At 61.0% G+C, this 19,443-nt stretch carries 18 protein-coding genes; 11 read left to right on the forward strand and 7 right to left on the reverse strand.

The genetic code is table 11. From position 1 onward, the window contains the following. Window positions 1-25: 25 nt before the first annotated feature. From HYPGJ_RS13755 to bcsS, 6 genes are all read right to left on the reverse strand, one after another. Window positions 26-1,159, reverse strand: a complete 1,134-nt coding sequence (locus tag HYPGJ_RS13755; RefSeq protein WP_046847651.1) for a tellurite resistance TerB family protein — start codon at window positions 1,157-1,159, stop codon at window positions 26-28. A 91-nt stretch (window positions 1,160-1,250) separates the two neighbouring features. Then, entirely contained in the window at window positions 1,251-4,385 is a 3,135-nt protein-coding gene (locus HYPGJ_RS13760) for an efflux RND transporter permease subunit (RefSeq protein ID WP_046847652.1), read from the reverse strand. Further along, window positions 4,385-5,599: an efflux RND transporter periplasmic adaptor subunit gene (locus HYPGJ_RS13765; RefSeq protein WP_046847653.1), complete on the reverse strand. Its 1,215-nt coding sequence runs from the start codon at window positions 5,597-5,599 to the stop codon at window positions 4,385-4,387. Before HYPGJ_RS13765 ends, HYPGJ_RS13760 begins: the two co-directional genes overlap by 1 nt. Next, window positions 5,596-6,237 (reverse strand): TetR/AcrR family transcriptional regulator, encoded by a 642-nt coding sequence (locus HYPGJ_RS13770; protein ID WP_046848417.1) that lies wholly within the window; start codon window positions 6,235-6,237, stop codon window positions 5,596-5,598. Before HYPGJ_RS13770 ends, HYPGJ_RS13765 begins: the two co-directional genes overlap by 4 nt. Before the next feature lie 419 nt (window positions 6,238-6,656). After that, window positions 6,657-6,962, reverse strand: coding sequence for a hypothetical protein (locus HYPGJ_RS13775; RefSeq protein WP_046847654.1), 306 nt, complete (start codon window positions 6,960-6,962; stop codon window positions 6,657-6,659). Window positions 6,963-6,988: 26 nt separating this feature from the next. Beyond that, window positions 6,989-7,768, reverse strand: a complete 780-nt coding sequence (gene bcsS / locus HYPGJ_RS13780) for a cellulose biosynthesis protein BcsS (protein WP_244466151.1) — start codon at window positions 7,766-7,768, stop codon at window positions 6,989-6,991. A 481-nt stretch (window positions 7,769-8,249) separates the two neighbouring features. Between bcsS and HYPGJ_RS13785 the strand changes: the two genes are divergently transcribed. Further along, window positions 8,250-8,678 carry a hypothetical protein gene (locus tag HYPGJ_RS13785; protein ID WP_046847656.1) on the forward strand — a complete coding sequence of 143 codons (429 nt, stop codon included), beginning with the start codon at window positions 8,250-8,252 and terminating at the stop codon, window positions 8,676-8,678. A 67-nt stretch (window positions 8,679-8,745) separates the two neighbouring features. On the opposite strand, the gene HYPGJ_RS13790 is transcribed toward HYPGJ_RS13785, so the two are convergent. Then, window positions 8,746-9,357 (reverse strand): invasion associated locus B family protein, encoded by a 612-nt coding sequence (locus HYPGJ_RS13790; RefSeq protein WP_101536136.1) that lies wholly within the window; start codon window positions 9,355-9,357, stop codon window positions 8,746-8,748. A gap of 384 nt (window positions 9,358-9,741) precedes the next feature. Here HYPGJ_RS13790 and coxB point away from each other — a divergent pair, with 384 nt between their 5' ends. From coxB to HYPGJ_RS13840, 10 genes are all read left to right on the forward strand, one after another. Further along, complete coding sequence (coxB, locus tag HYPGJ_RS13795) at window positions 9,742-10,719, forward strand: cytochrome c oxidase subunit II (protein ID WP_052750909.1); 978 nt, start codon at window positions 9,742-9,744, stop codon at window positions 10,717-10,719. Window positions 10,720-10,812: 93 nt separating this feature from the next. Beyond that, a complete protein-coding gene (ctaD, locus tag HYPGJ_RS13800; RefSeq protein ID WP_046847658.1) occupies window positions 10,813-12,438 on the forward strand; it encodes a cytochrome c oxidase subunit I in 1,626 nt (541 codons plus the stop codon). A 100-nt stretch (window positions 12,439-12,538) separates the two neighbouring features. Then, a complete protein-coding gene (locus tag HYPGJ_RS13805; protein ID WP_046847659.1) occupies window positions 12,539-13,462 on the forward strand; it encodes a heme o synthase in 924 nt (307 codons plus the stop codon). A gap of 11 nt (window positions 13,463-13,473) precedes the next feature. After that, the gene (locus HYPGJ_RS13810) at window positions 13,474-13,635 is read left to right on the forward strand and encodes a hypothetical protein (RefSeq protein WP_013216860.1); all 162 of its coding nucleotides are present in this window, start codon (window positions 13,474-13,476) and stop codon (window positions 13,633-13,635) included. Continuing rightward, window positions 13,635-14,249: a cytochrome c oxidase assembly protein gene (locus HYPGJ_RS13815; RefSeq protein ID WP_046847660.1), complete on the forward strand. Its 615-nt coding sequence runs from the start codon at window positions 13,635-13,637 to the stop codon at window positions 14,247-14,249. Before HYPGJ_RS13810 ends, HYPGJ_RS13815 begins: the two co-directional genes overlap by 1 nt. Before the next feature lie 134 nt (window positions 14,250-14,383). After that, window positions 14,384-15,319, forward strand: a complete 936-nt coding sequence (locus HYPGJ_RS13820; protein ID WP_046847661.1) for a cytochrome c oxidase subunit 3 — start codon at window positions 14,384-14,386, stop codon at window positions 15,317-15,319. 226 nt (window positions 15,320-15,545) lie between these two features. After that, complete coding sequence (locus tag HYPGJ_RS13825; protein WP_052750910.1) at window positions 15,546-15,851, forward strand: DUF983 domain-containing protein; 306 nt, start codon at window positions 15,546-15,548, stop codon at window positions 15,849-15,851. A gap of 2 nt (window positions 15,852-15,853) precedes the next feature. Beyond that, complete coding sequence (locus tag HYPGJ_RS13830) at window positions 15,854-16,639, forward strand: SURF1 family protein (protein WP_046847663.1); 786 nt, start codon at window positions 15,854-15,856, stop codon at window positions 16,637-16,639. 103 nt (window positions 16,640-16,742) lie between these two features. Continuing rightward, entirely contained in the window at window positions 16,743-18,143 is a 1,401-nt protein-coding gene (gene thrC / locus HYPGJ_RS13835) for a threonine synthase (protein ID WP_046847664.1), read from the forward strand. After that, entirely contained in the window at window positions 18,140-19,441 is a 1,302-nt protein-coding gene (locus tag HYPGJ_RS13840) for a pitrilysin family protein (RefSeq protein WP_046847665.1), read from the forward strand. The genes thrC and HYPGJ_RS13840 overlap by 4 nt, the downstream gene beginning before the upstream one ends. Window positions 19,442-19,443: the final 2 nt, after the last annotated feature.

The following is a 19,443-nucleotide window of genomic DNA, read 5'->3' on the forward strand; positions in this document are numbered from 1 at the left end:
CGGCGATCCGAGTGACGACGGGCTATCAGGCCGCCGCCTTCGCCGTCGCATCGACGTGAGCCGCGAGCTTTGGATCGATATTCAAAGCCGCCGCCAGCGATGCGAGGAATTGTTGTTCAGCCGGCGAGTTGTCGGCGACCGCGATGCGCGCCGCCGTATAAAGCTGAATTGCCTCTTGCGGAGAATTCACCGACGCGGCGAGTTCCTGCACAGAGCGCGGCCGGTTCAGCTCTTGCGCAATGAACGCTTCCGCGTCGCTGCCCGCGCCGGCCTGCGTCAGGCTTGCGACCAGCGTTTCATGTTCGCTGGCATCGATCCGTCCATCCGCCGCCGCAGCCGCGATCATCGCCTGGATGTAGTGAACGGCCGCGTCGTTCGTCACCGCCGAAGGCTCGAAGCCCGAGCCAGCCGGAGGCGCGACCGGCGTCGTTGCGCCGGTGATGAGCGGTTTGCCTGCCTGATAGTTTTGCAGCGCCTTGTAGGCGAGCCCGCCGATCATCGCGAGCGCGCCGACCTTGACGGCGCTCGATGCGAGCGAACGTCCCACGGTCGTTCCGAGCAGAAGTCCGCCGAGCCCGCCCGCCGCGGTGCCAGCAGCGAACGGATTGGACTGCAGCACACCTTTCAGCTGATTGAGAATTTCTGCGGCTCTGGGATCGGCTGCAGCACGTCCAAGAGCATCCGACGCACCGGTCGCTTGTCCGACGCGCGATGCGCCTTCGCTCACGCCCTGCGTCGCCTGAGTGAGGATCTTGCCGAGGATGTCCGTAATGCTTCCGCCGTCAGAGACCGCGCCGCCAGCCTGATTGAGCTTATCCTTGATCTGCGCAAGAACATCTCCGAGGTCCGGCGAAGAAGCACCGCCTCGTGAAGCAGGAGACGATGATGGTGCCTGCGGCGGCGAATCCGGCGTTGCGTTGGATGACGGCTGGCCGAACTGCCGTGCGAGATCGCCGAGGATGTCGCCGATGCTCGTTCCCGATGTTCCGGAAGCCGGCGTCTGTCCACCGGCTGGCGCACCGCCTTGTTGTTGCGACAGGCTCCTGCCGATTTCGTTGATCAGATCGCCGAGGCCGCCACCGCCGCCGGTCGCGCCGGAAGGCTGAGAGGATGCTGCACCGCGCACGATGTTTTCGAGAATGGATTTGGCGTCGAACATGGTGGGGGTCCTTCCGTTGCGAACGCTACGGCCGGAAACGTAGTGAGCGCGCCTGTCACGCACAACTCCCCGCGCAAATAACCTTTCCGATTTATTCCGCGGCGAGCGGCAGCTGCCCCTGTTTCGACTGGGCATTATCCTTGCCTTGATCGGCGGCTGGTTGGTCTTCCTCATCCGAAGGACCAATAAAGCGGCCGAAAATGCGCTGCATCAGCCAGCCGAAGTCGTCCATTACGGTAAAGAACGACGGCACGAAGATCAGAGACAGCAACGTCGATACGAGCAAGCCGCCGATCACCGCGATCGCCATGGGCGCTCGGAATTCGCCGCCGTCTCCGAGCGCGAAGGCGCTGGGCAGCATGCCTGCCGCCATCGCCAGCGTCGTCATGATGATGGGACGCGCGCGCTTGCGGCCGGCGTCGACGATCGCCACGCCGCGTTCGATGCCGTTCGCAATCTCTTCGATCGCGAAGTCGACGAGCATGATCGCGTTCTTGGTGACGATGCCCATCAGCATGAGCAGGCCGATGTAAACCGGCATGCTGATCGAATTATCGGTGACGAGTAGGCTCAGCGCCACGCCGCCGAACGACAGTGGCAACGACAGCAGAATTGTCACCGGCTGGAAGACGCTCCCGAACAGCACAATGAGCAAGCCGAGCACGATCAGGATGCCGGTCCCCATCGCGGTGATGAAGCCGTTCGCGACTTCGTCTTGCACCTCCGCGTCGCCTGACGGCTGCAGAGTGACGGACGCAGGTAGATTCTGCTCCTCGATGACTTTCAGGAAGCGGTCGCGCGCAACGCTCAACGGCACGCCACGATCGAGATCGACACCGACGACGGCGCGCCGTAGCCGGTCAAAGCGTTCGATCGCGGCCGGCCCGCGCCCGAATTCGACGGACGCGACGGCCGTCAGAGGAATGGCCTTGCCCTGCGCGTTGGTGAGGCGAAGCTGCTCGATCCGCTTCAAGTCGGTGCGCGTCGCTTCGTCGAGCTGAACGCGGATCGGCACCTGGCGGTCGCCGACCGTATATTTCGCGAGGTTGAAGTCCGCGTCGCCGATCGTGGCAACACGAATGGTTTCGGAAATCTGCTCCGGCGCAACGCCGAGGCGCGCAGCCTCATCGAGACGCGGAACGATCTGAATCTCGGGCCGGTCCGTCGATCCCGAAGCCGCGACGTTGCGGAATCCTGGAACGAGCCGCAGCGCACCCTCGACTTGACCGATCGCGCGATTGAGATCGTCGCCGCTGCGCGACAACATTGAGAAGGAAAGCTCGCGCTCGCCGCGCTCGTTGATGTACCAGGCGCGGCTGTCCGGTTCGTCGGCAAGTTTCGCCGCGATGATCGATTTGAGCTGCTTTTCGGTGAGCTTTCGTTTCGTCTTCGGCACGAGCTGCACGAACAGCGACGCGCGGCGAACATCGAGCTGTCCCGTGGGGCTGGTGCCGCCCAGAACGAAGACCTGTTTCACTTCGGGAATAGCCCGTAGCACGGTCACCATGTGGTCGGTTTTTCTGCTCGTCTCATCGAGCTGCGTGCCAGGCGGTAGCTCGACGGCGACGACGACGCGCGACGTGTCTTCATCCGGAAGGAAGCCTGTCGGAAGCAGCGTCGTCGCGTACACGGAAGCGGAAAAGAGCGCCACGCCGCTGATCAGCGTCAGATAGGGATGCCGCAACGTCAACTGCAGGAAGCGCGTGTAGGCGCGCATCAGGGGGCCATCGACATGCGGCTTCTCAGGGATCGGCCGCATCAAGTAGGCAGCCATCATCGGTGTGATAAGGCGCGCGACCAGAAGCGAAAACAGCACCGCGACGGCGACGGTCATGCCGAACTGACGGAAGTATTGCCCCGCGATCCCGCCCATGAACGAGACGGGCGCGAAAATCGCGACGATGGTCAATGTGATGGCGATGACGGCGAGGCCAATTTCGTCGGCTGCTTCGAGCGCGGCGCGGTAGGGCTTCTTGCCCATGTGCATGTGACGCACGATGTTCTCGATTTCGACGATGGCGTCGTCGACGAGAATGCCGGTCGCAAGCGTAATGCCGAGCAGGCTGACGAGATTGAGCGAAAATCCCATCGCGCTGATCGCCCAGAATGTCGGGATCGCCGCAAGCGGCAACGCGATCGCCGAGATGACCGTCGCGCGGATGTTGCGCAGAAACAGGAACACGACGAGCACCGCGAGCACCGCGCCTTCGATCAGCGCTTCCATTGCGGCGACATAGTTGCCGCGCGTGTAGGCGACCGCGTCATCGATCTTCGTCAGCTTGACCTCGGGGTCGGCCGCCTGAAGCTCCTTCAGCGACTCGTTGACGGCGTCCGAAACGGAAAGCTCACTTGAGCCCTTGGTGCGAAAGACCGAAAACGAAACGACCGGCTCGCCGTTGAGACGTCCGAACGCGCGCTGCTCGCTCGCACCGTCAACGACCGTGCCGAGATCCTTGAGACGGACTTCGCGCCCTCCGGCAAGAATGATCTTTGCATCCGCCAGCGCCGTAACCTGCCGCGCGCCCGCCAGCGTGCGGATGGCTTGCTCCTGGCCGCCGACTTCGCCACGCCCCGACCCGAGATCCACGTTCGTCGCGAAAACCTGCTTGTTCACATCCGCGGCGCTGATGCCGTACGCCAGCAGCTTGTCTGGATCGAGATTGACGCGGATCTCGCGATCGACGCCGCCGTAGCGCTCGACGCGGCCAACGCCCTTGGTCGCCTGCAGCCGACGCTTGATGACGTCGTCCACGTGCCACGACAACTGTTCGAGCGTCATGCCGGGAGACGTCGCAGCGAACGTCAGGATCGCTTGTCCTTCGACGTCGATGCGTTCGATCACTGGTTCGTCGATCGTGCGCGGAAGGTCTCCGCGAACTTTCGCGAGCGCATCCTTGACGTCGTTCAGCGCCCGATCCGTGTTTGTTTCGAGCCGGAATTCGATGATCGTCGTCGACGTTCCGTCGGTCAGCGTCGACGTGATGTGTTTGACGCCGGTAATGTTGGCGACTGAATCTTCGACGATCTTCGTGACTTGCGTTTCAAGCTCGGCCGGTGCCGCGCCCGATTGCGTGATGAGGATCGAGATTAGCGGAATGTCGATGTTGGGAAAGCGCGTGACCGGTAGTTGCCGGAAGCTCAGCAAGCCGAGCAGCATGAGCACCGCGAACAGAACGATCGCCGGAACCGGACGACGGATCGACCAAGCCGAAATGTTGATCCGCATCAGCGAACCTCGCTCAGCTTCGCCTCGGGTATCACGGGGCGCACCGTATCGCCGTCGCGCAGGAACGTGCCGGCGCGCGTCACGACGAGATCGCTGTTGTTGAGGCCGTCTTTGACTTCGACGAGGTCGCCGCTGATCAGACCAAGCCGAACGGCCTGCTTCTTGACTTTGTTGTCGACGACGAGCTGCACGAAGTTTGTGCCCTGATCGAAGGTGACGGCAGACGTCGGAATGCCGAGGCCTCGACTCCGCGCCGTTTCAATGAGGCCGCGCGCATAAGATCCGATCCGGAGCTGCGGATTGGAGCCGAGGAAAATCTTCACGCGCCCAAGACGTGTCGTCTTGTCGACCTCCGGCGAGACCAGTCGAACTTTGCCTTCAAAGTCGCCGATCTGCGGCACATTCACGACGGCCTTCTGTCCGACCTTGACGTTTTTCAGCTCGGTTTCGACGATCTCCGCATCGAGTTCGATTTCGCCTCTTTGAATGATGCGGAACATCGGCTCGCCGATGGATGATGCGAGCGCACCCATGCGCGCGTTCCGCCGGCTGATGACGCCATCCTGCGGAGCGGTCACGTCTGTATTGCTTCGCCGCCATTGCAGTTCGCGGCCTTGAGCTTCGACCTGCGCCTTGTCGGCCTTTGCCGCCGTCAGTCCATCGCGCGCGGCCACGAGTTGCGCGGCAGTCGTGCGCGCGGCGCTCTCGCGTTGGTCATAGGTGGCGCCCGACAGATAGCCGGACTTCTTCAAGGGTTCGGCGCGCTCGAGCTGAGCCGCCGCTTCCTTTGCCTGCGCCTCGGCCTGCGCGATCTGGCTTTCCGCCTGCGCGATAGCCGCGACCGAGCGCGCGAGATTTGCCTGGTTCTGTGCGATCTGCGCGTCGATCTGTTCCGACACGAGGCGGGCGAGAATGTCGCCCTTCTTTACGCGATCGCCTTCGTCGGCGAGCAGCTGCAACACGCGCAAGCCTTCGATCTCCGGCGAAACGAGAATTTCCTCGCGCGGAATGAGCGAGCCGGAAACGACGGCCGTCTCGACGAAGTCGTTCGTCGTCACTTTGGAAACGGTGATGGCAGGAGCGGCTGTGGGCTTTGCAGCCTCCATTCGCTCGGCCTGTATCGCTTCCGTCTGCCGTTTCTCGATGAAGAGATACCCGCCACCGGCGAGGGCGCCGATCACCGCAAGCGTCGTTACGATTTTTCCGAAAGTCATCGGCGCACCTCGAAAGCGGCGGCCTTGCGAGCGACCGGAAGTTCATCAGTCGGATTGAGCAGCGCCCCGACCATTTCGATGATCACGGGCAGAACCGATCGCATGTCCGCTTTCGGTTCGATCGCGCGGCGCCAGAACATGCCGTCGCCGAGCACGCTGAAAACTTTCGCAAGCGTCGGAATATCGACATTCGGTGCGATGCGCCCCTCGTCCTTTAGGCGCTGAAACAACGCTTCGAAGCTCGCGGAGCAGTATTTGTCGACGCCCATGAAGATCTCGGCGATGCGGGGATTGCGTGTCGCCTCGACCCCCATTTCGACGACGAAGCGCTGCTTCTCGTGCGATTCAGCGACGAAGTAGTGTTCGCCGATCGCCGCCAGCGCTTCGAGAAAATCGGGTGCTTCCGCGAGCCGAGCAAAGCGCTCGGCAAACTCTGCGCGATCGCGCTCGCAAAGCCCGGCGATGAGCGCTTCCTTGCTGTCGAAATAGACGTAGAGAGCGCCCGGGCTGATCCCGGCTTCGCGGCAGATCGCCTGCATGGTCGTCGCGTGGAAGCCGCCACGCGCGAAACAGGTGAACGCGGCATCCAGAATATTCTCGCGCCGGGCGCGATGGGTGTCAGGCTTGAGCTTTGGCATCTGCGAAAACAGAGTTTCCGGTTGCGGCATAAATAAAAGAATGCGCGTTCTGTTTGTCGCAAGAATACGGTCGCGTCAAGGCGAATAAGTGTTCGTTTTATAGAATCCGTCTACGTTTGCGCGCGTCACGGAGGCAACCGGTCCGCCAGCACAACAACATGATTTCAATGGATTAATTCTAAAGAAGGCGACGCGGCGCGCCTCTGCGCGAAGAGGAGCGACAGGTCCCGCAGCCTATCGCTCCTACTCGGCGCGTTCGCCTGTGGAGCCCACGGTTTTGAGGGCGTCTGCATGGTCGAATGCTCAAGGAAACAGGTAAAGCCCGGCAGTTGCTAATGCCACTCAAAAATCGCGTTTCGCGCGGATAGCGATGGCGAATGTGGTGGATGCGGTGCTGAGGGGATACGTCCCCGCAAGGGTCACGGCAGGCAGGGCGTGCCGGTGAAGATGCAGACAGTGCCCGCACCGCCCGTAAGACAGCGCTCTTCCGTGTTCTGCGCCCGCGCCCAGTTCGCATAATTGGGACCGAGACCCGGCATCGCGCGAACCTTTTGCCGCCACAGCGCCCGGGCTTTGACCTTGGCCATCCAAACGAAGCGGGATTCCTCGCCCCGAGCCATGACCGAGGTCTGCGAGCACGCTCCGGCCTTGACGGGGCTCGAGATCAGAAACGGAGATGACGCGGCGGCGAGAAGCAGTGCTGCGATCGTGATCGGCTTCGTCATCGCTCTCCAAGTCCCGCTCTGCTTCGCTAGAATTGCAATAGCACGTTCAGGGTGCCGTAAATTGATCTATCCCGCGCTGTCCAGTTTTCGACAGGGCTTGCGAACCCTCCCGCGAGCGACAGTTCTCCGCCCTGCCATTCGTACCGGCCGAAAAGGCCTGCCCGGCCATCCCAGTCGTATCGAACATACCGGCTTTCTTTGTCGTCCCAGAAACCGTCGTCGGTCTCCCTGTTTTTATCGTACCGAAGCTCTGGGCCGACCGAGATCTGCGGCGTAACCCGCCAGCCGGCACGCCATCGAAACGACGTTTCATCGCGCGCCGTCGCGTAGCTGGCATCGAGCGAAGTCCATGCTTTGGGATTGATATCCAGCCATAGTTCCAGGGCGGCCTTGGCGCCAACGTAGGTGCCGTCGCCATTGCCGTTATCGTCTGCAGTTTTTGGAACGTCGGTAATATGCTTCTGACGCGACATGGACGCTCCTGCGAACGCTTTCGCAGTCAGAGCGCCGAGGCGCAGATAGTAGCCGATCAGCAGTTCGGCGTAGGTTTGTCCGACTTTGTAATGCTTTTTGCCTCCGCCCGGATCATCGCAGGCTCCGAGAACAATTTTTTCGCAAGTATCATGGCGTGACGGATCGATATCGTAGCCGTACTGCCCGTATCCCCCGCCGAGGCGCAGGCGCAGCCCGTCGCTGTAAATATCCCGGCTCCAAGGAGCGATCGTCATTCCGGAATAGGCCAGCCATTGATCCCGCGCGGCGTCGACGCCCGTCCAGGCTTCCCGCCATCCGTACGCGACTTGCACGCCCTCCGGCGGAGGATCGATCGGCTGCGAAACCGCTGAATTTACGGAACAAAAGAGCAGGCACGTCGTAGCGCTCGCGCCTACGATCGCGACTCGACGACACCGTTCTCGACCCCCCGAACGCGGCCGCATCTGCACAACTCAAAATGCGAAACAAAACTCTATTCAATTAGGTGACTATATCCGCGGCACGCGGATCAAGTCGTCAACGTGAACAAAGTATGTCCGCGCGAATTCTTATCGATGGGGAGTAGTTTGTGTTCTTTGACCGAACGCCATTGCTTTGCCGTCAAGACACCCCAGATCCAGATCAAGGACGGCCGCTGGCGTTCATGCGAAGCACGTAGCTGTGAAATGCTATCGTCGTAGAGGCGTGATACTCAAAGATCGCGCGCCTCAAGCCTCGCGGAATGAAACGGATCGAGACAAGGGCCGTCTGTTAGTCGGTATTCTGTAAGTTGTTTGTGTCTGGGAGGACGCAATGGCGGGTTTTGCGGAGCAATCTCCGAGAAATACTTCACCGTACTTTTCATTTTACCAAACTCTATTCGACACCATCGATACGACGTCCTTTTTTTGGCAGCCATATCTGAAAGCCATCGGCGGCAGCCAGCTTGAACTGGCTGGGCTCCAGGCTCGGCAGGCGCAGGCGGTTCTTCGCTGGACCCATCAGATGTGTCGGGCATCTTCGCCTGCAGATGCAGCGAAACTCAGCGCCGAGCTTTGGCAGACCATGATTGGAAACTGCACCGACGCCGCTCCGCGCATGTTCGCGGTTGCCAGCACCGCGACCCAGTCCGTTGCTCCAATCGTGTTACCGATGCCGGCCAAGCGCTCTCGCGATACGCTGATCCTTCTGGATCGCGAGCAAGCGCCAACCGAAAGCTACGAGCAGCGCAAGGTCGCGTGACCTTCTCAACGCTTGCCTTCGAAGCCGATGAAGACGACGCGCTCTGCGCGTCGCCGAAGCGGAGCGATTATTTCAGCTCGCCCATCGCCTCGCCGAATCCCTTGAGCGAAATCGGGATTCCGATGCCGGCCTCTTCCGTCTGGAAGATGATGAAAATCGCCGTTTTACCTGTCTTCAGGCGCTCGATGAGCGGGTCGTCGACGACGACCTGGGCATAGCACGCGAAACTATGACAGCGCAGGAACGGCGCATGTCCGACGTCTTTATCGTCGATCTTCAGCCCAATGCCCGGCGGCAACAGGACGCCCAACGGCGCAAAGACGCGAAGCACGCGCGTGCCGTTTGAAAACTTCTGGAAGTAGACGGTGAGCCCGATGTTGTTCTTGTCCTCAGCGGTGACGCTTTGGACGAGCGCGCAGACAGGGCTCTTCGATCCGGCCGGAGGATCTTTGCAGACGACCTGCCAGTCGCCGTGCTGCGACTTGACCGATCCTTCCGGGGTCTCGACAGCAAACGCGGAATTTGACTGAAGAGGCGACGGCACGGCCTGCGCGATTGCGAGGACGATCCCAAGAGCGGCGGCCGACAAGAGCCGGCGCAAGATCCGCGTTCCGGCTCGGTCGCGATGCGGACTCGAGACGCGGCCGAGTTGGCGTCGCTTGAGAATTGACAAGAGCATTTCCCTGGTATGGCGGGCGTTGCCCACCGGACGGAGCCCGAGTGTTCGAACGAGAGGCCGCTTCGTCGACCAGGATTTCGGCCGAATTCTGTTCCTCCCGGCGAACAAATCCTCAGATTTCGCTAAGATGATTCGGCCGCCGCACATGTGGTTTTTTCGCGAACAAATGACGCATAGACTTGACTTGAGTCAATCGTAGCGCTTGTGCTCTGTATCAACCTGCCTTAGCAGATGAACGACGGTTCGGCGCTTGGACGAAGGCGTTCCCGGTCAGAAAAAGCCGGGCAAAAATCGGCGGGGACGGTAGGCCGCGGCGGCATATCGGAAAATGGGAGATTGTCGGTCCTAAGGCCATTGCCGGTCCGACATATTGGGAGCGAAGGAATGTCTAAGAGGATGTTCGGCATGATCGCCGTTTTGGCGATCGCCTGCATGACGCTAGCTTTTGGTGGTACGGAAGCGGCCTTCGCCGGCCTAGGCCAGCCGACGAGCGGTGAACTCGGCCTTCAGGCCTCCGCCAGCCCCATCATGGATCAGATTTCCTCTCTCTTCCATGTCGTGAACACGATCATCATCGTTATCACCCTGTTCGTTCTCGTTTTGATGCTCTGGGTGATGTTCCGCTTCAACGAGAAGCGCAACCCGGTCCCCTCGCGCACGACCCACAACACGATGCTCGAGGTTGCTTGGACGATCGTCCCGATCCTCATTCTCGTCGGGATCGCCATTCCTTCCTTCCATCTGCTCTTCAATCAGTATTCGTTCCCCAAGCCCGATGTGACGATCAAGGCCGTCGGCAACGCTTGGTTCTGGGAACATGAGTACGTGGACGACAAGATCACGATCACGTCCAACATGGTCAATGACGAAGACGTCCTGCGCGCCAAGCTCGGCGACGATGCGTATGACCAGAAATACGGCGCGCTCGAAGGCACTGCTCTGACGGAAGCGCAATACAAGGACTCTGCTCCGATTTGGGCTGAGGATCACAAGATTCGCCGTCTGTCCGTCGACCAGGAAATCGCGGTTCCGGTGAACAAAGTTGTGACCATGCTGGTCACGTCCGCCGACGTTATCCACTCCTGGACGATCCCGTCGTTCGGCGTGAAAATGCAGGCTGTTCCGGGTCGTACGTCAGCCGTTTGGTTCAAGGCGACGAAGCTCGGCACGTTCTTCGGCCAGTGCTCGGTTCTTTGCGGCAAGCTGCACTCCGCGATGCCGATCGTGGTCCGCGTCGTCGATCAGCCGGTTTATGACTCTTGGATGGCCGCTCTGAAGGCCAAGGACAAGAAGAAGGCCCAGCAGATCTTGAACGACGACGCTGCGGCTCACGCCAATCAGTCCGTCGCGGCTGCTCAGTAGACGATGTCTTGTTAACGGTGGGCGTCGCGCCCACCGCTTAACGCGCTGAAACACACACTCGAAGAAACTTCCGGGACAAGGGCTCTAGGAATTATGGGAAGCACAGCACACGCAGCTGGAGACAGTCACGACCACGCTCCAGGATTTTTCCGGCGTTGGTTCTGTTCGACGAACCACAAAGACATCGGCACGATGTATTTCCTGTTCGCGATCCTCGCGGGCATCATCGGCACCATCCTGTCGGTCATGATGCGGCTGGAGCTTCAGGAGCCCGGTCTTCAGTACTTCGCCAATCCCGGCACCTATAACGTCCTGGTCACGGGCCACGGCCTGTTCATGGTGTTCCTCATGGTCATGCCGGCCATGATGGGCGGCTTCGGCAACTGGTTCGTGCCGCTGATGATCGGCGCGCCGGACATGGCCTTCCCGCGCATGAACAACATCTCGTTCTGGCTTCTGCCGGTTGCGATGATCCTGCTGCTGATCTCGCTCTTCGTTCCCGGAACGGCGGATGCGGACGGTGTCGGTACGGGCTGGATTCTCGTGGCGCCGCTGTCGTCCAAGATCGGCCATCCTGGTGCGTCCGTCGACTTCGCGATCCTGTTCCTGCACGTCGCTGGCGCGTCCTCGATTCTCGGCGCCATCAACTTCATCACCACGATCTTCAACATGCGCGCACCCGGCATGACGCTGCACAAGATGCCGCTCTTTGCTTGGTCGGTTCTCGTTACCGCCTTCCTGCTTCTTCTGTCGCTGCCGGTTCTCGCTGGCGCGATCACGATGCTGCTGACCGATCGTAACTTCGGCACCACGTTCTATGACCCCGCAGGCGGCGGCGACCCGCTGCTCTACGCGCACTTGTTCTGGTTCTTTGGTCACCCCGAAGTCTACATTCTCATCCTGCCGGGCTTCGGCATGATCAGCCACATCGTCTCGACGTTCTCGCGCAAGCCGATCTTCGGTTACCTCGGTATGGCGTACGCGATGGTCGCCATCGGTCTCGTCGGCTTCGTCGTGTGGGCGCACCACATGTACACCGCGGGTCTGAGCGTCGACACGCAGGCCTACTTCATGTTCGCGACCATGGTCATCGCCGTTCCGACAGGCGTGAAGATCTTCTCCTGGATCGCGACGATGTGGGGTGGTTCGATCCAGTTCAAGGTGCCGATGATCTGGGCGCTGGGCTTCATCTTCCTGTTCACCGTCGGCGGTGTGACGGGCGTGATGTGCGCCAACGCCGGCATCGACCGCTCGATCCACAACACCTACTACGTCGTGGCCCACTTCCATTACGTGCTCTCGCTCGGCGCGGTCTTCTCGATCTTTGCCGGCTGGTACTACTGGTTCCCGAAAATGTCGGGCTACATGTACAGCGAGTTCTGGGGCAAAGTGCACTTCTGGATGACCTTCATCGGCGCCAACGTGCTCTTCTTCCCGCAGCACTTCCTCGGTCTGTCGGGCATGCCGCGCCACTACGCTGACTATCCGGAAGCGTTCGCTTTCTGGAACCGTATTTCGTCGTACGGCTCCTACCTCACGACCGCTGGTCTGGTCGTGTTCCTCGTCTCGATGTACTACGCGTACTTCATCCGTAAGGAGAAGGCTGCGAGCAACCCGTGGGGTGTCGGCGCAACGACGCTCGAATGGACCCTGCCCTCGCCGCCGGCATTCCACTCGTATGAGACGCTGCCGCGGATTGCAGCAACGGATCATCACTGATCGGTTGCAGGCAAAGGCATCGAGCGGCGGGTAAGCAATCAGCAAACCCGCCGCTCTCGCAAACCCGAGATAAACGGTTGACGCAGGCGACGCACCGGCGATGAGCATTCAAAGCGAAATTGGTCAGGCCGACCTGGTTATGGAGCCGAGTGTCGGCGATTTCATCCAGCTGATGAAACCGCGCGTCATGGCGCTCGTGGTCTTCACTGCGTTGGCCGCGATGTTGGCCGCGCCGGGACACATCAATCCTGTTCTCGGGATGATCGGCATCATCTGCATCGCCGTCGGCGCAGGCGCTTCCGGTGCACTCAATATGTGGTACGACGCGGACATCGACGCCCGCATGGCGCGCACAGCCGCGCGTCCGCTGCCGCGCGGTCGCGTGACGGCCGACGAAGCGCTGAGCTTCGGTGGCGTGCTGTCAGTCGGTTCGGTCGTGACGCTCGGCGTCCTCGTCAATTGGACCGCGGGCGCTCTGCTCGCCCTGACGATCGCCTATTATATCTTCGTCTATACGATGTGGTTGAAGCGCCGCACGCCGCAGAACATCGTGATCGGCGGCGCCGCGGGCGCCTTCCCTCCGATGATCGGCTGGGCGGTTGTGACCGGCAGCATCGGACTTCCGAGCCTTCTTCTCTTCCTCATCATCTTCATGTGGACACCGCCGCACTTCTGGGCTTTGGCGCTGTACCGCTGCCGTGACTACGAGCGTGTCGGCGTGCCGATGCTCCCCGTCGTTGCCGGACCCGATGCAACCCGTCGCCAGATTCTGATCTATTCGATCCTGCTCGTTCCCCTTGCTGTCGTTCCCTATTTTGTTGGACTGGGCGGCTTGGCGTACCTCGGGGTGTCGGTCGTGCTGGGCGTGGTGTTCCTCGCGCTCGCGTTTCGCGTCTACGTCACGCGCGAAGGCCGCGAAGCCGACACCGCGGCGCGCCGGTTGTTCCTCTTCTCGATCCTCTATCTCTATGCGCTGTTCGCGACGCTGTTCGTTGAAGCTCTATTCCACCGCTTGATGGCTTGAGACCTGATCTGATGAGCGACAATCCCAACAATGGCAAACTCGACCCTGCGGCGGAAAAAATTCGCCGGCGCCGGTCGATTGCGATTGGCCTGACGTTGGGCTTCATGGTCCTCGCATTCTACATCGCAACCTTCATCCGCCTCGGCAGCAATGCCGCGAACGGCATGCTCTAATGCGAGAAAGCCCAGACGTGCATCCCGGCAGCGAAATCTCCAGCAAAGGCTCGAAAAGCAACCGCACGGTTGTTCTCGGCTGCCTTGCCGCGCTCGCCGTCATGGGCGGAATAACGGCCTATTCGCCGACGCTCTATCGCATGTTCTGCAGCCTGACGGGTTACGGCGGCACCACGCAGCGCGCCGAGGCACATAGCGACAAGATCCTCGACCGGACGATGACGGTGCGCTTCGATAGCAATATCGCCCCGCACCTCGCCTGGAAGTTCGAGCCTGAAGTCAACAAGATGGACGTCAAGCTCGGCGAGACTTCGATGGCCTATTTCCGGGTCACAAATCTTTCGGACAAGCCGGTGACCGGCAAGGCGGCGTTCAACGTCACGCCTGAAGTCATGGGCATCTACTTCAACAAGATCGCGTGCTTCTGCTTCACAGAGCAGACCTTGAAGCCGCACGAGACCGTCGAAATGCCGGTGACCTTCTACATTGATCCGAAAATGGTCGATGACAACGACACTAAAATTTTGTCGGAAGTGACCTTGTCTTACATTTTCTATCCCGTCGAGCACGCGACGGCCGACATGACGGCCAAGCCTGCAAAATCGGGCGGTTAAAAAAGCAGAAGCGACACGACTGAGAACGAACCGAAATAGCAAAAGAAGCGCGATCGAAAATTGATCTCTTGGGCGCAAGCCCAGCAAGTTCAAGGTTTGATCCGGGAGCACGAACGGGGACGACGGAGACCGAAATGGCAGACACGCATGTGAAACATCACGACTATCATCTGGTGAATCCCAGTCCTTGGCCGCTCCTCGCGTCCGTTGCAGCGCTGATCACCGCCATCGGCGGCATCGCCTGGATGCGCACGCATGTCGACGGCGAAGGCGTGCTCGGAATTAGAGGCTGGTATCTGTTCGCGATCGGCTTTGCGGCGCTCGTTGCGACCGCGTGGGCCTGGTGGGTCGACATCATCCGCGAAGCCAACGAAGGCTATCAGACGCCGGTCGTGCAGCTTCACCTGCGCTACGGCATGCTCATGTTCATCGCGTCGGAGGCCATGTTCTTCGTCGCCTGGTTCTGGGCCTACTTCGACAGCGCACTTTTCCCGGCTGGCGTCCACGAACTGATGAACAATGCCGGCCAGCTCGTCGGACTGACCACACGCGATCAGGTCTTCGGCGGAAAATGGCCGCCGGTACCGGCCGAGACGGCTGCGGCGATTCCGGGTTATTTCAAGCATACGTTCGATCCCTGGGGCCTGCCGCTGGTCAACACCCTCATTCTGTTGACGTCGGGCTGCACGGTGACGTGGGCGCACCACTCGCTGCTGAAGAACGACCGTCGCGGTCTGGTGATCGGTCTGCTTCTGACGGTGCTGCTGGGCATCACCTTCACGATCTGCCAGGCGATCGAATACAGCCACGCGGGCTTCAGCTTCGCCGGCCACAACTACGGTTCGACGTTCTTCATGGCGACCGGCTTCCACGGCGCGCACGTGATCATCGGCACGATCTTCCTGTTCGTCTGCCTGGTCCGCGCGATCAGAGGCGCCTTCACGCCGAAGCAGCACTTCGGTTTTGAAGCCGCTGCCTGGTACTGGCACTTCGTCGACGTTGTCTGGCTGTTCCTGTTCGCCTGCATCTATGTCTGGGGCGCGGGTCCGACCGTAGCGGGAGGCCACTAACTCGGCCCCACAGAAAATAATATTGTAAGAGGCGGCCCTAGAGCCGCCTCTCGCATTTCGGGCCCCGCGTCTCGTATCTTGCGGCGGTTTGTCAAAATGAACTCGCAGGCTCTCTGAGCTTGCGGTGGAAGAAACATCGAGGTCCTTGGTGTCGAGCTCAAGCACATCTCCGTCCCCGTTCGTCTCAGGGCTGAAATGCGCTTGCCCGCGCTGTGGCAAGGCGCCGTTGTTCGCCGGTCCGCTCAACCCGCTCGCCATGCGCGACAAGTGCGACGCGTGTGGCCTCGACTATAAATTCGTCGACACCGGCGATGGCCCGGCTGTCTTCGGAATTTTCATACTGGGATTTCTCTGCGTCGGTGGAGCGCTGATCGCCGAGTTCAAATTCGGCGTTCCGTGGTGGATGCACATTATTCTGTGGGGTATCCTGACGCCGATCTTCGCTGTCTTCCTGCTGCGCTTCCTGAAGGCGACCCTGATCGCCCTGCAGTTTAGCAACAAGGCCGAGGAAGGTCGCGTCGCCAAGGAGTGAAGATGTTTGCGCGCTGGCGTGCCGCTGGTCTCATCCTGCCGTCGCTTTTGACGCTCGCTTTGCTGCCCGTGCTGATCGGGCTCGGCAACTGGCAATGGCATCGTAAGGCGTGGAAGGAAGACCTGATCGCGAAGATCGACGCCCGCCGGACGGCGGAGCCGATCTCCTATCCCGCCGCTCTCGCCAAATATGTCAAAGACGGCGACGTCGAGTACCTGCACGTCCGCGTCACCGGAACGTTCGATCACAGCCAGGAACGCCATCTCTACGCGCCGGAGGCCGAAAGCCAGGGCTGGCACGTTTACACGCCGCTGAAGCCGGAGGGCGGACTGCCGCCCGTCTTCGTCAATCGCGGTTGGGTCCCAGATACCCTCAAGGACCCTTCGAAACGCGCCGAAGGTCAGATCCAGGGTCCGGTGACGATCACGGGCCTCGTCCGCCTGCCCGAACACAAGGGCTGGTTCACGCCCGACAACAATTACGCCACGAACCAATGGTTCTGGCGCGACGTTGACGCCATGCGATGGGGCGCTGCGGGCCAACCGTCGCCACTTCTGTTTTCGGTCGAAAACCAGCAGGCCTACGCGCCGTTCTCGATCGACACCGACCCCTTGCCGGAAAACCCCGGCGGCTGGCCGAAGGGCGGGACGACGATGGTCGTTATCCCCAATTCACATCTGCAGTATGTCGTGACGTGGTACGGCCTCGCCTTGACGTTGCTCTGCATCTTCGTGGTCTATGCGCGCCAGCGGCTGAAAGCGCTGGAAAACGGCCCCCGACAATCTTAATGACCGGGAATCCGGGTGCCGGACCGGCTCACGCCTTGTTCCGCACCATTGAGACCACTACCTTGGCACGGCTCCTCAACACGTCGACTGTGAGATCGCATCATTGAAATACATTTCTACGCGGGGCGGGGCGGAAGCGCTCGGGTTCGAAGATGTCCTGCTTGCCGGATTGGCGCGCGACGGCGGTCTGTACGTCCCCGAAGTCTGGCCGACGCTGACGCCTGACACGATCGCGTCGTTTCGCGACAAGCCGTTCGTCGAAATCGCTGTCGAGGTCATCCATCCCTTCACCGGCGACGAGATCTCGCGCGATGAACTGCGCCGCATGGCGTCGGAAGCCTACGCGACCTTCGACACGTCCGAGGTGACGCCGCTCGTCGAAATCAAACCCGGCCTGACCATCCTCGAACTCTTCCACGGCCCGACGCTCGCCTTCAAAGACGTTGCGATGCAACTCTTGGCGCGGCTGATGGATCACGTGCTCGAGAAGCGCGGCGCCCGCGCCACCATCGTCGGCGCGACGTCGGGCGATACTGGAGGCGCGGCCATCGAGGCCTTCCGCTCGTCGAAGCGCGTCGACGTGGTGATCCTGTTTCCCAAAGGCCGCGTGTCCGACGTCCAGCGCCGCATGATGACGACGCCGACGGAGCCGAACGTCCATGCCGTCGCGATCGAAGGCACATTCGACGACTGTCAGGCGCTCGTCAAAGCGATGTTCAACGATCACGCATTTCGGGATCGCGTCGAGCTATCCGGCGTCAATTCGATCAACTGGGCCCGCATCGTCGCGCAGGTCACTTACTATTTCTGGGCGGCGTCGCGCATCGGAACGAGTGAGCCGTTGTCGTTTTCCGTACCGACCGGAAACTTCGGCGACATTTTCGCGAGCTATGTCGCAAAGCGCCTGGGTCTTCCGATCGAAAAGCTCATCATCGCCTCCAATGAGAACGATATCCTGCCGCGCGCCGTCGCGACGGGCGTCTACGCGATGAAGGACGTCATCGCCACGTCGTCACCCTCGATGGACATTCAGATATCGTCGAATTTCGAGCGCTATCTGTTCGAGGCGTCGGATCGTGACGCCGATTTCGTCCGCAGTTCGATGACATCGCTCATCGCCACGGGGAGTTTCGAGCTTGGCCGCACGGGCTCGCGGCTGAAGCAGGATTTCGCCGCTGTCTCGGCATCGGAAGCCGACGTTGCGGACGCGATCCGCCGCACGAAAACTGCATACGGCTATGTTCTCGATCCGCACACGGCGTGCGCGTTCGTGGCCGCCGAGCGTGTCGCTCCGGAAGGTAACACCGTCATTCTCTCGACTGCTCACCCCGCGAAGTTTCCGGACGCAATCGAGGCCATTACCGGTGCGCGCCCGCCATTGCCCGCGCATCAGGCGCATCTCATGACCGATGCCGAGAAATTCGATACGCTGCCGAACAGTCTCTCGTCGGTGCAGAATTTCGTCTTGAAGCATTGCCGCGTGGCGGCCGGAACCTCGCAATGACCACCGAGCTGACGACACTTTCGAACGGCGTCCGCGTTGCGACCCACCGGATGCCCAATCTTGAAACGGTGTCGCTCGGCGTCTGGGTGGCCGTCGGCTCGCGTCACGAGCGCGACGACCAGCACGGCCTGTCGCATTTTCTCGAGCATATGGCGTTCAAGGGGACGAAGTCTCGGTCCGCCCGCATGATCGCCGAGACGATCGAAAGCGTCGGCGGCGATCTCAACGCGGCGACGGGCCTCGATACCACCGCGTACTATGCGCGCGTGCTGAAGGGAGACGAAGGCGTCGCACTCGAATTGATCGCCGACATCCTGCTCAACTCGAAGTTCGCGCCCGAAGACCTTGACCGCGAGCGCGTTGTCATCCAGCAGGAAATCGCCTCCACCGACGACAGCCCCGACGATATTATCTTCGACCTGATGCAAAGCGTGGCATTCCCCGAGCAGGCGATCGGTCGCCCGATCCTCGGAACGAAGGCCAGCGTCGGCCGATTTCGCGCCGCCGACTTGAGCGGCTATCTCGACGAGCATTATCTCCCTGAAGCGATTGTGGTTTCTGCCGCAGGTGCTGTCCACCACGACGAGATCGTCCGCCACGTTGAAGCCCTATTCGGGGGGCTCACTCAACGCCGTCGTGGAACCGAATCGCTAGCGCGCTATCGGGGCGGATCGACAGCCTCGGCCAAGCCGTTCGAACAGAGCCACGTTCTGATCGGCCTGCCGTCGCCGTCGTGCCTGGAACCTGCATTCTACACCGCTCAGGTCTTTTCCGGACTGCTCGGTGGCGGGATGTCCTCTCGTCTGTTTCAGGAAGTCCGCGAAGATCGAGGCCTTTGCTATTCGATCTATTCGACGGTTTGGGGAGTTAAAGACACCGGAATGCTGGCCGTTCACGCAGCAACGGGACCTGAGATGGTTGACGAACTCGCGGCCGTTGTGGCCGGCGAGTTTGCGTCGCTTGCGGATGCTGGCCCGACCGACGCCGAGTTGCTGCGCGCCAAGGCGCAGTTGAAGGCAGGCCTGCTGATGGCGCTCGAAAGCTCTTCGGTCAACGCGGAACAGATGGCGCGGCAACTTCTGGCGCAGGATCGCTTCGTTGCCATGTCGGAATTGATTGACGAAGTCGAGGCCGTCGACCGCGATCGTATCAGGGATTTCGCCGGCAGTCTGCGAAGCGAGTCCGCTTCGGTCGCGGTGATCGGCTCGGGCAGGAAGTCCGCGGCCCAGGCCGCCCGTGTTGCCGCGTTGTTCAATCCCGTCGCCACCGGCGCTATGATCAGCAAGGGATCGAGGTGACA

Origin of the sequence: Hyphomicrobium sp. GJ21 (genome assembly GCF_001006785.1) — a bacterium.
Lineage (GTDB): Bacteria > Pseudomonadota > Alphaproteobacteria > Rhizobiales > Hyphomicrobiaceae > Hyphomicrobium_B.

Coding starts and splice junctions, on each gene's coding strand:
- coxB (WP_052750909.1), top strand. CDS start 9,742: ATGTCTAAGAGGATGTTCGGCATGATCGCCGTTTTGGCGATCGCCTGC.
- HYPGJ_RS13815 (WP_046847660.1), top strand. CDS start 13,635: ATGCGAGAAAGCCCAGACGTGCATCCCGGCAGCGAAATCTCCAGCAAA.
- HYPGJ_RS13755 (WP_046847651.1), bottom strand. CDS start 1,159: ATGTTCGACGCCAAATCCATTCTCGAAAACATCGTGCGCGGTGCAGCA.
- ctaD (WP_046847658.1), top strand. CDS start 10,813: ATGGGAAGCACAGCACACGCAGCTGGAGACAGTCACGACCACGCTCCA.
- HYPGJ_RS13765 (WP_046847653.1), bottom strand. CDS start 5,599: ATGACTTTCGGAAAAATCGTAACGACGCTTGCGGTGATCGGCGCCCTC.
- HYPGJ_RS13820 (WP_046847661.1), top strand. CDS start 14,384: ATGGCAGACACGCATGTGAAACATCACGACTATCATCTGGTGAATCCC.
- HYPGJ_RS13785 (WP_046847656.1), top strand. CDS start 8,250: ATGGCGGGTTTTGCGGAGCAATCTCCGAGAAATACTTCACCGTACTTT.
- HYPGJ_RS13760 (WP_046847652.1), bottom strand. CDS start 4,385: ATGCGGATCAACATTTCGGCTTGGTCGATCCGTCGTCCGGTTCCGGCG.
- HYPGJ_RS13790 (WP_101536136.1), bottom strand. CDS start 9,357: ATGCTCTTGTCAATTCTCAAGCGACGCCAACTCGGCCGCGTCTCGAGT.
- HYPGJ_RS13830 (WP_046847663.1), top strand. CDS start 15,854: ATGTTTGCGCGCTGGCGTGCCGCTGGTCTCATCCTGCCGTCGCTTTTG.
- HYPGJ_RS13840 (WP_046847665.1), top strand. CDS start 18,140: ATGACCACCGAGCTGACGACACTTTCGAACGGCGTCCGCGTTGCGACC.
- HYPGJ_RS13805 (WP_046847659.1), top strand. CDS start 12,539: ATGAGCATTCAAAGCGAAATTGGTCAGGCCGACCTGGTTATGGAGCCG.
- HYPGJ_RS13770 (WP_046848417.1), bottom strand. CDS start 6,237: ATGCCAAAGCTCAAGCCTGACACCCATCGCGCCCGGCGCGAGAATATT.
- HYPGJ_RS13810 (WP_013216860.1), top strand. CDS start 13,474: ATGAGCGACAATCCCAACAATGGCAAACTCGACCCTGCGGCGGAAAAA.
- HYPGJ_RS13775 (WP_046847654.1), bottom strand. CDS start 6,962: ATGACGAAGCCGATCACGATCGCAGCACTGCTTCTCGCCGCCGCGTCA.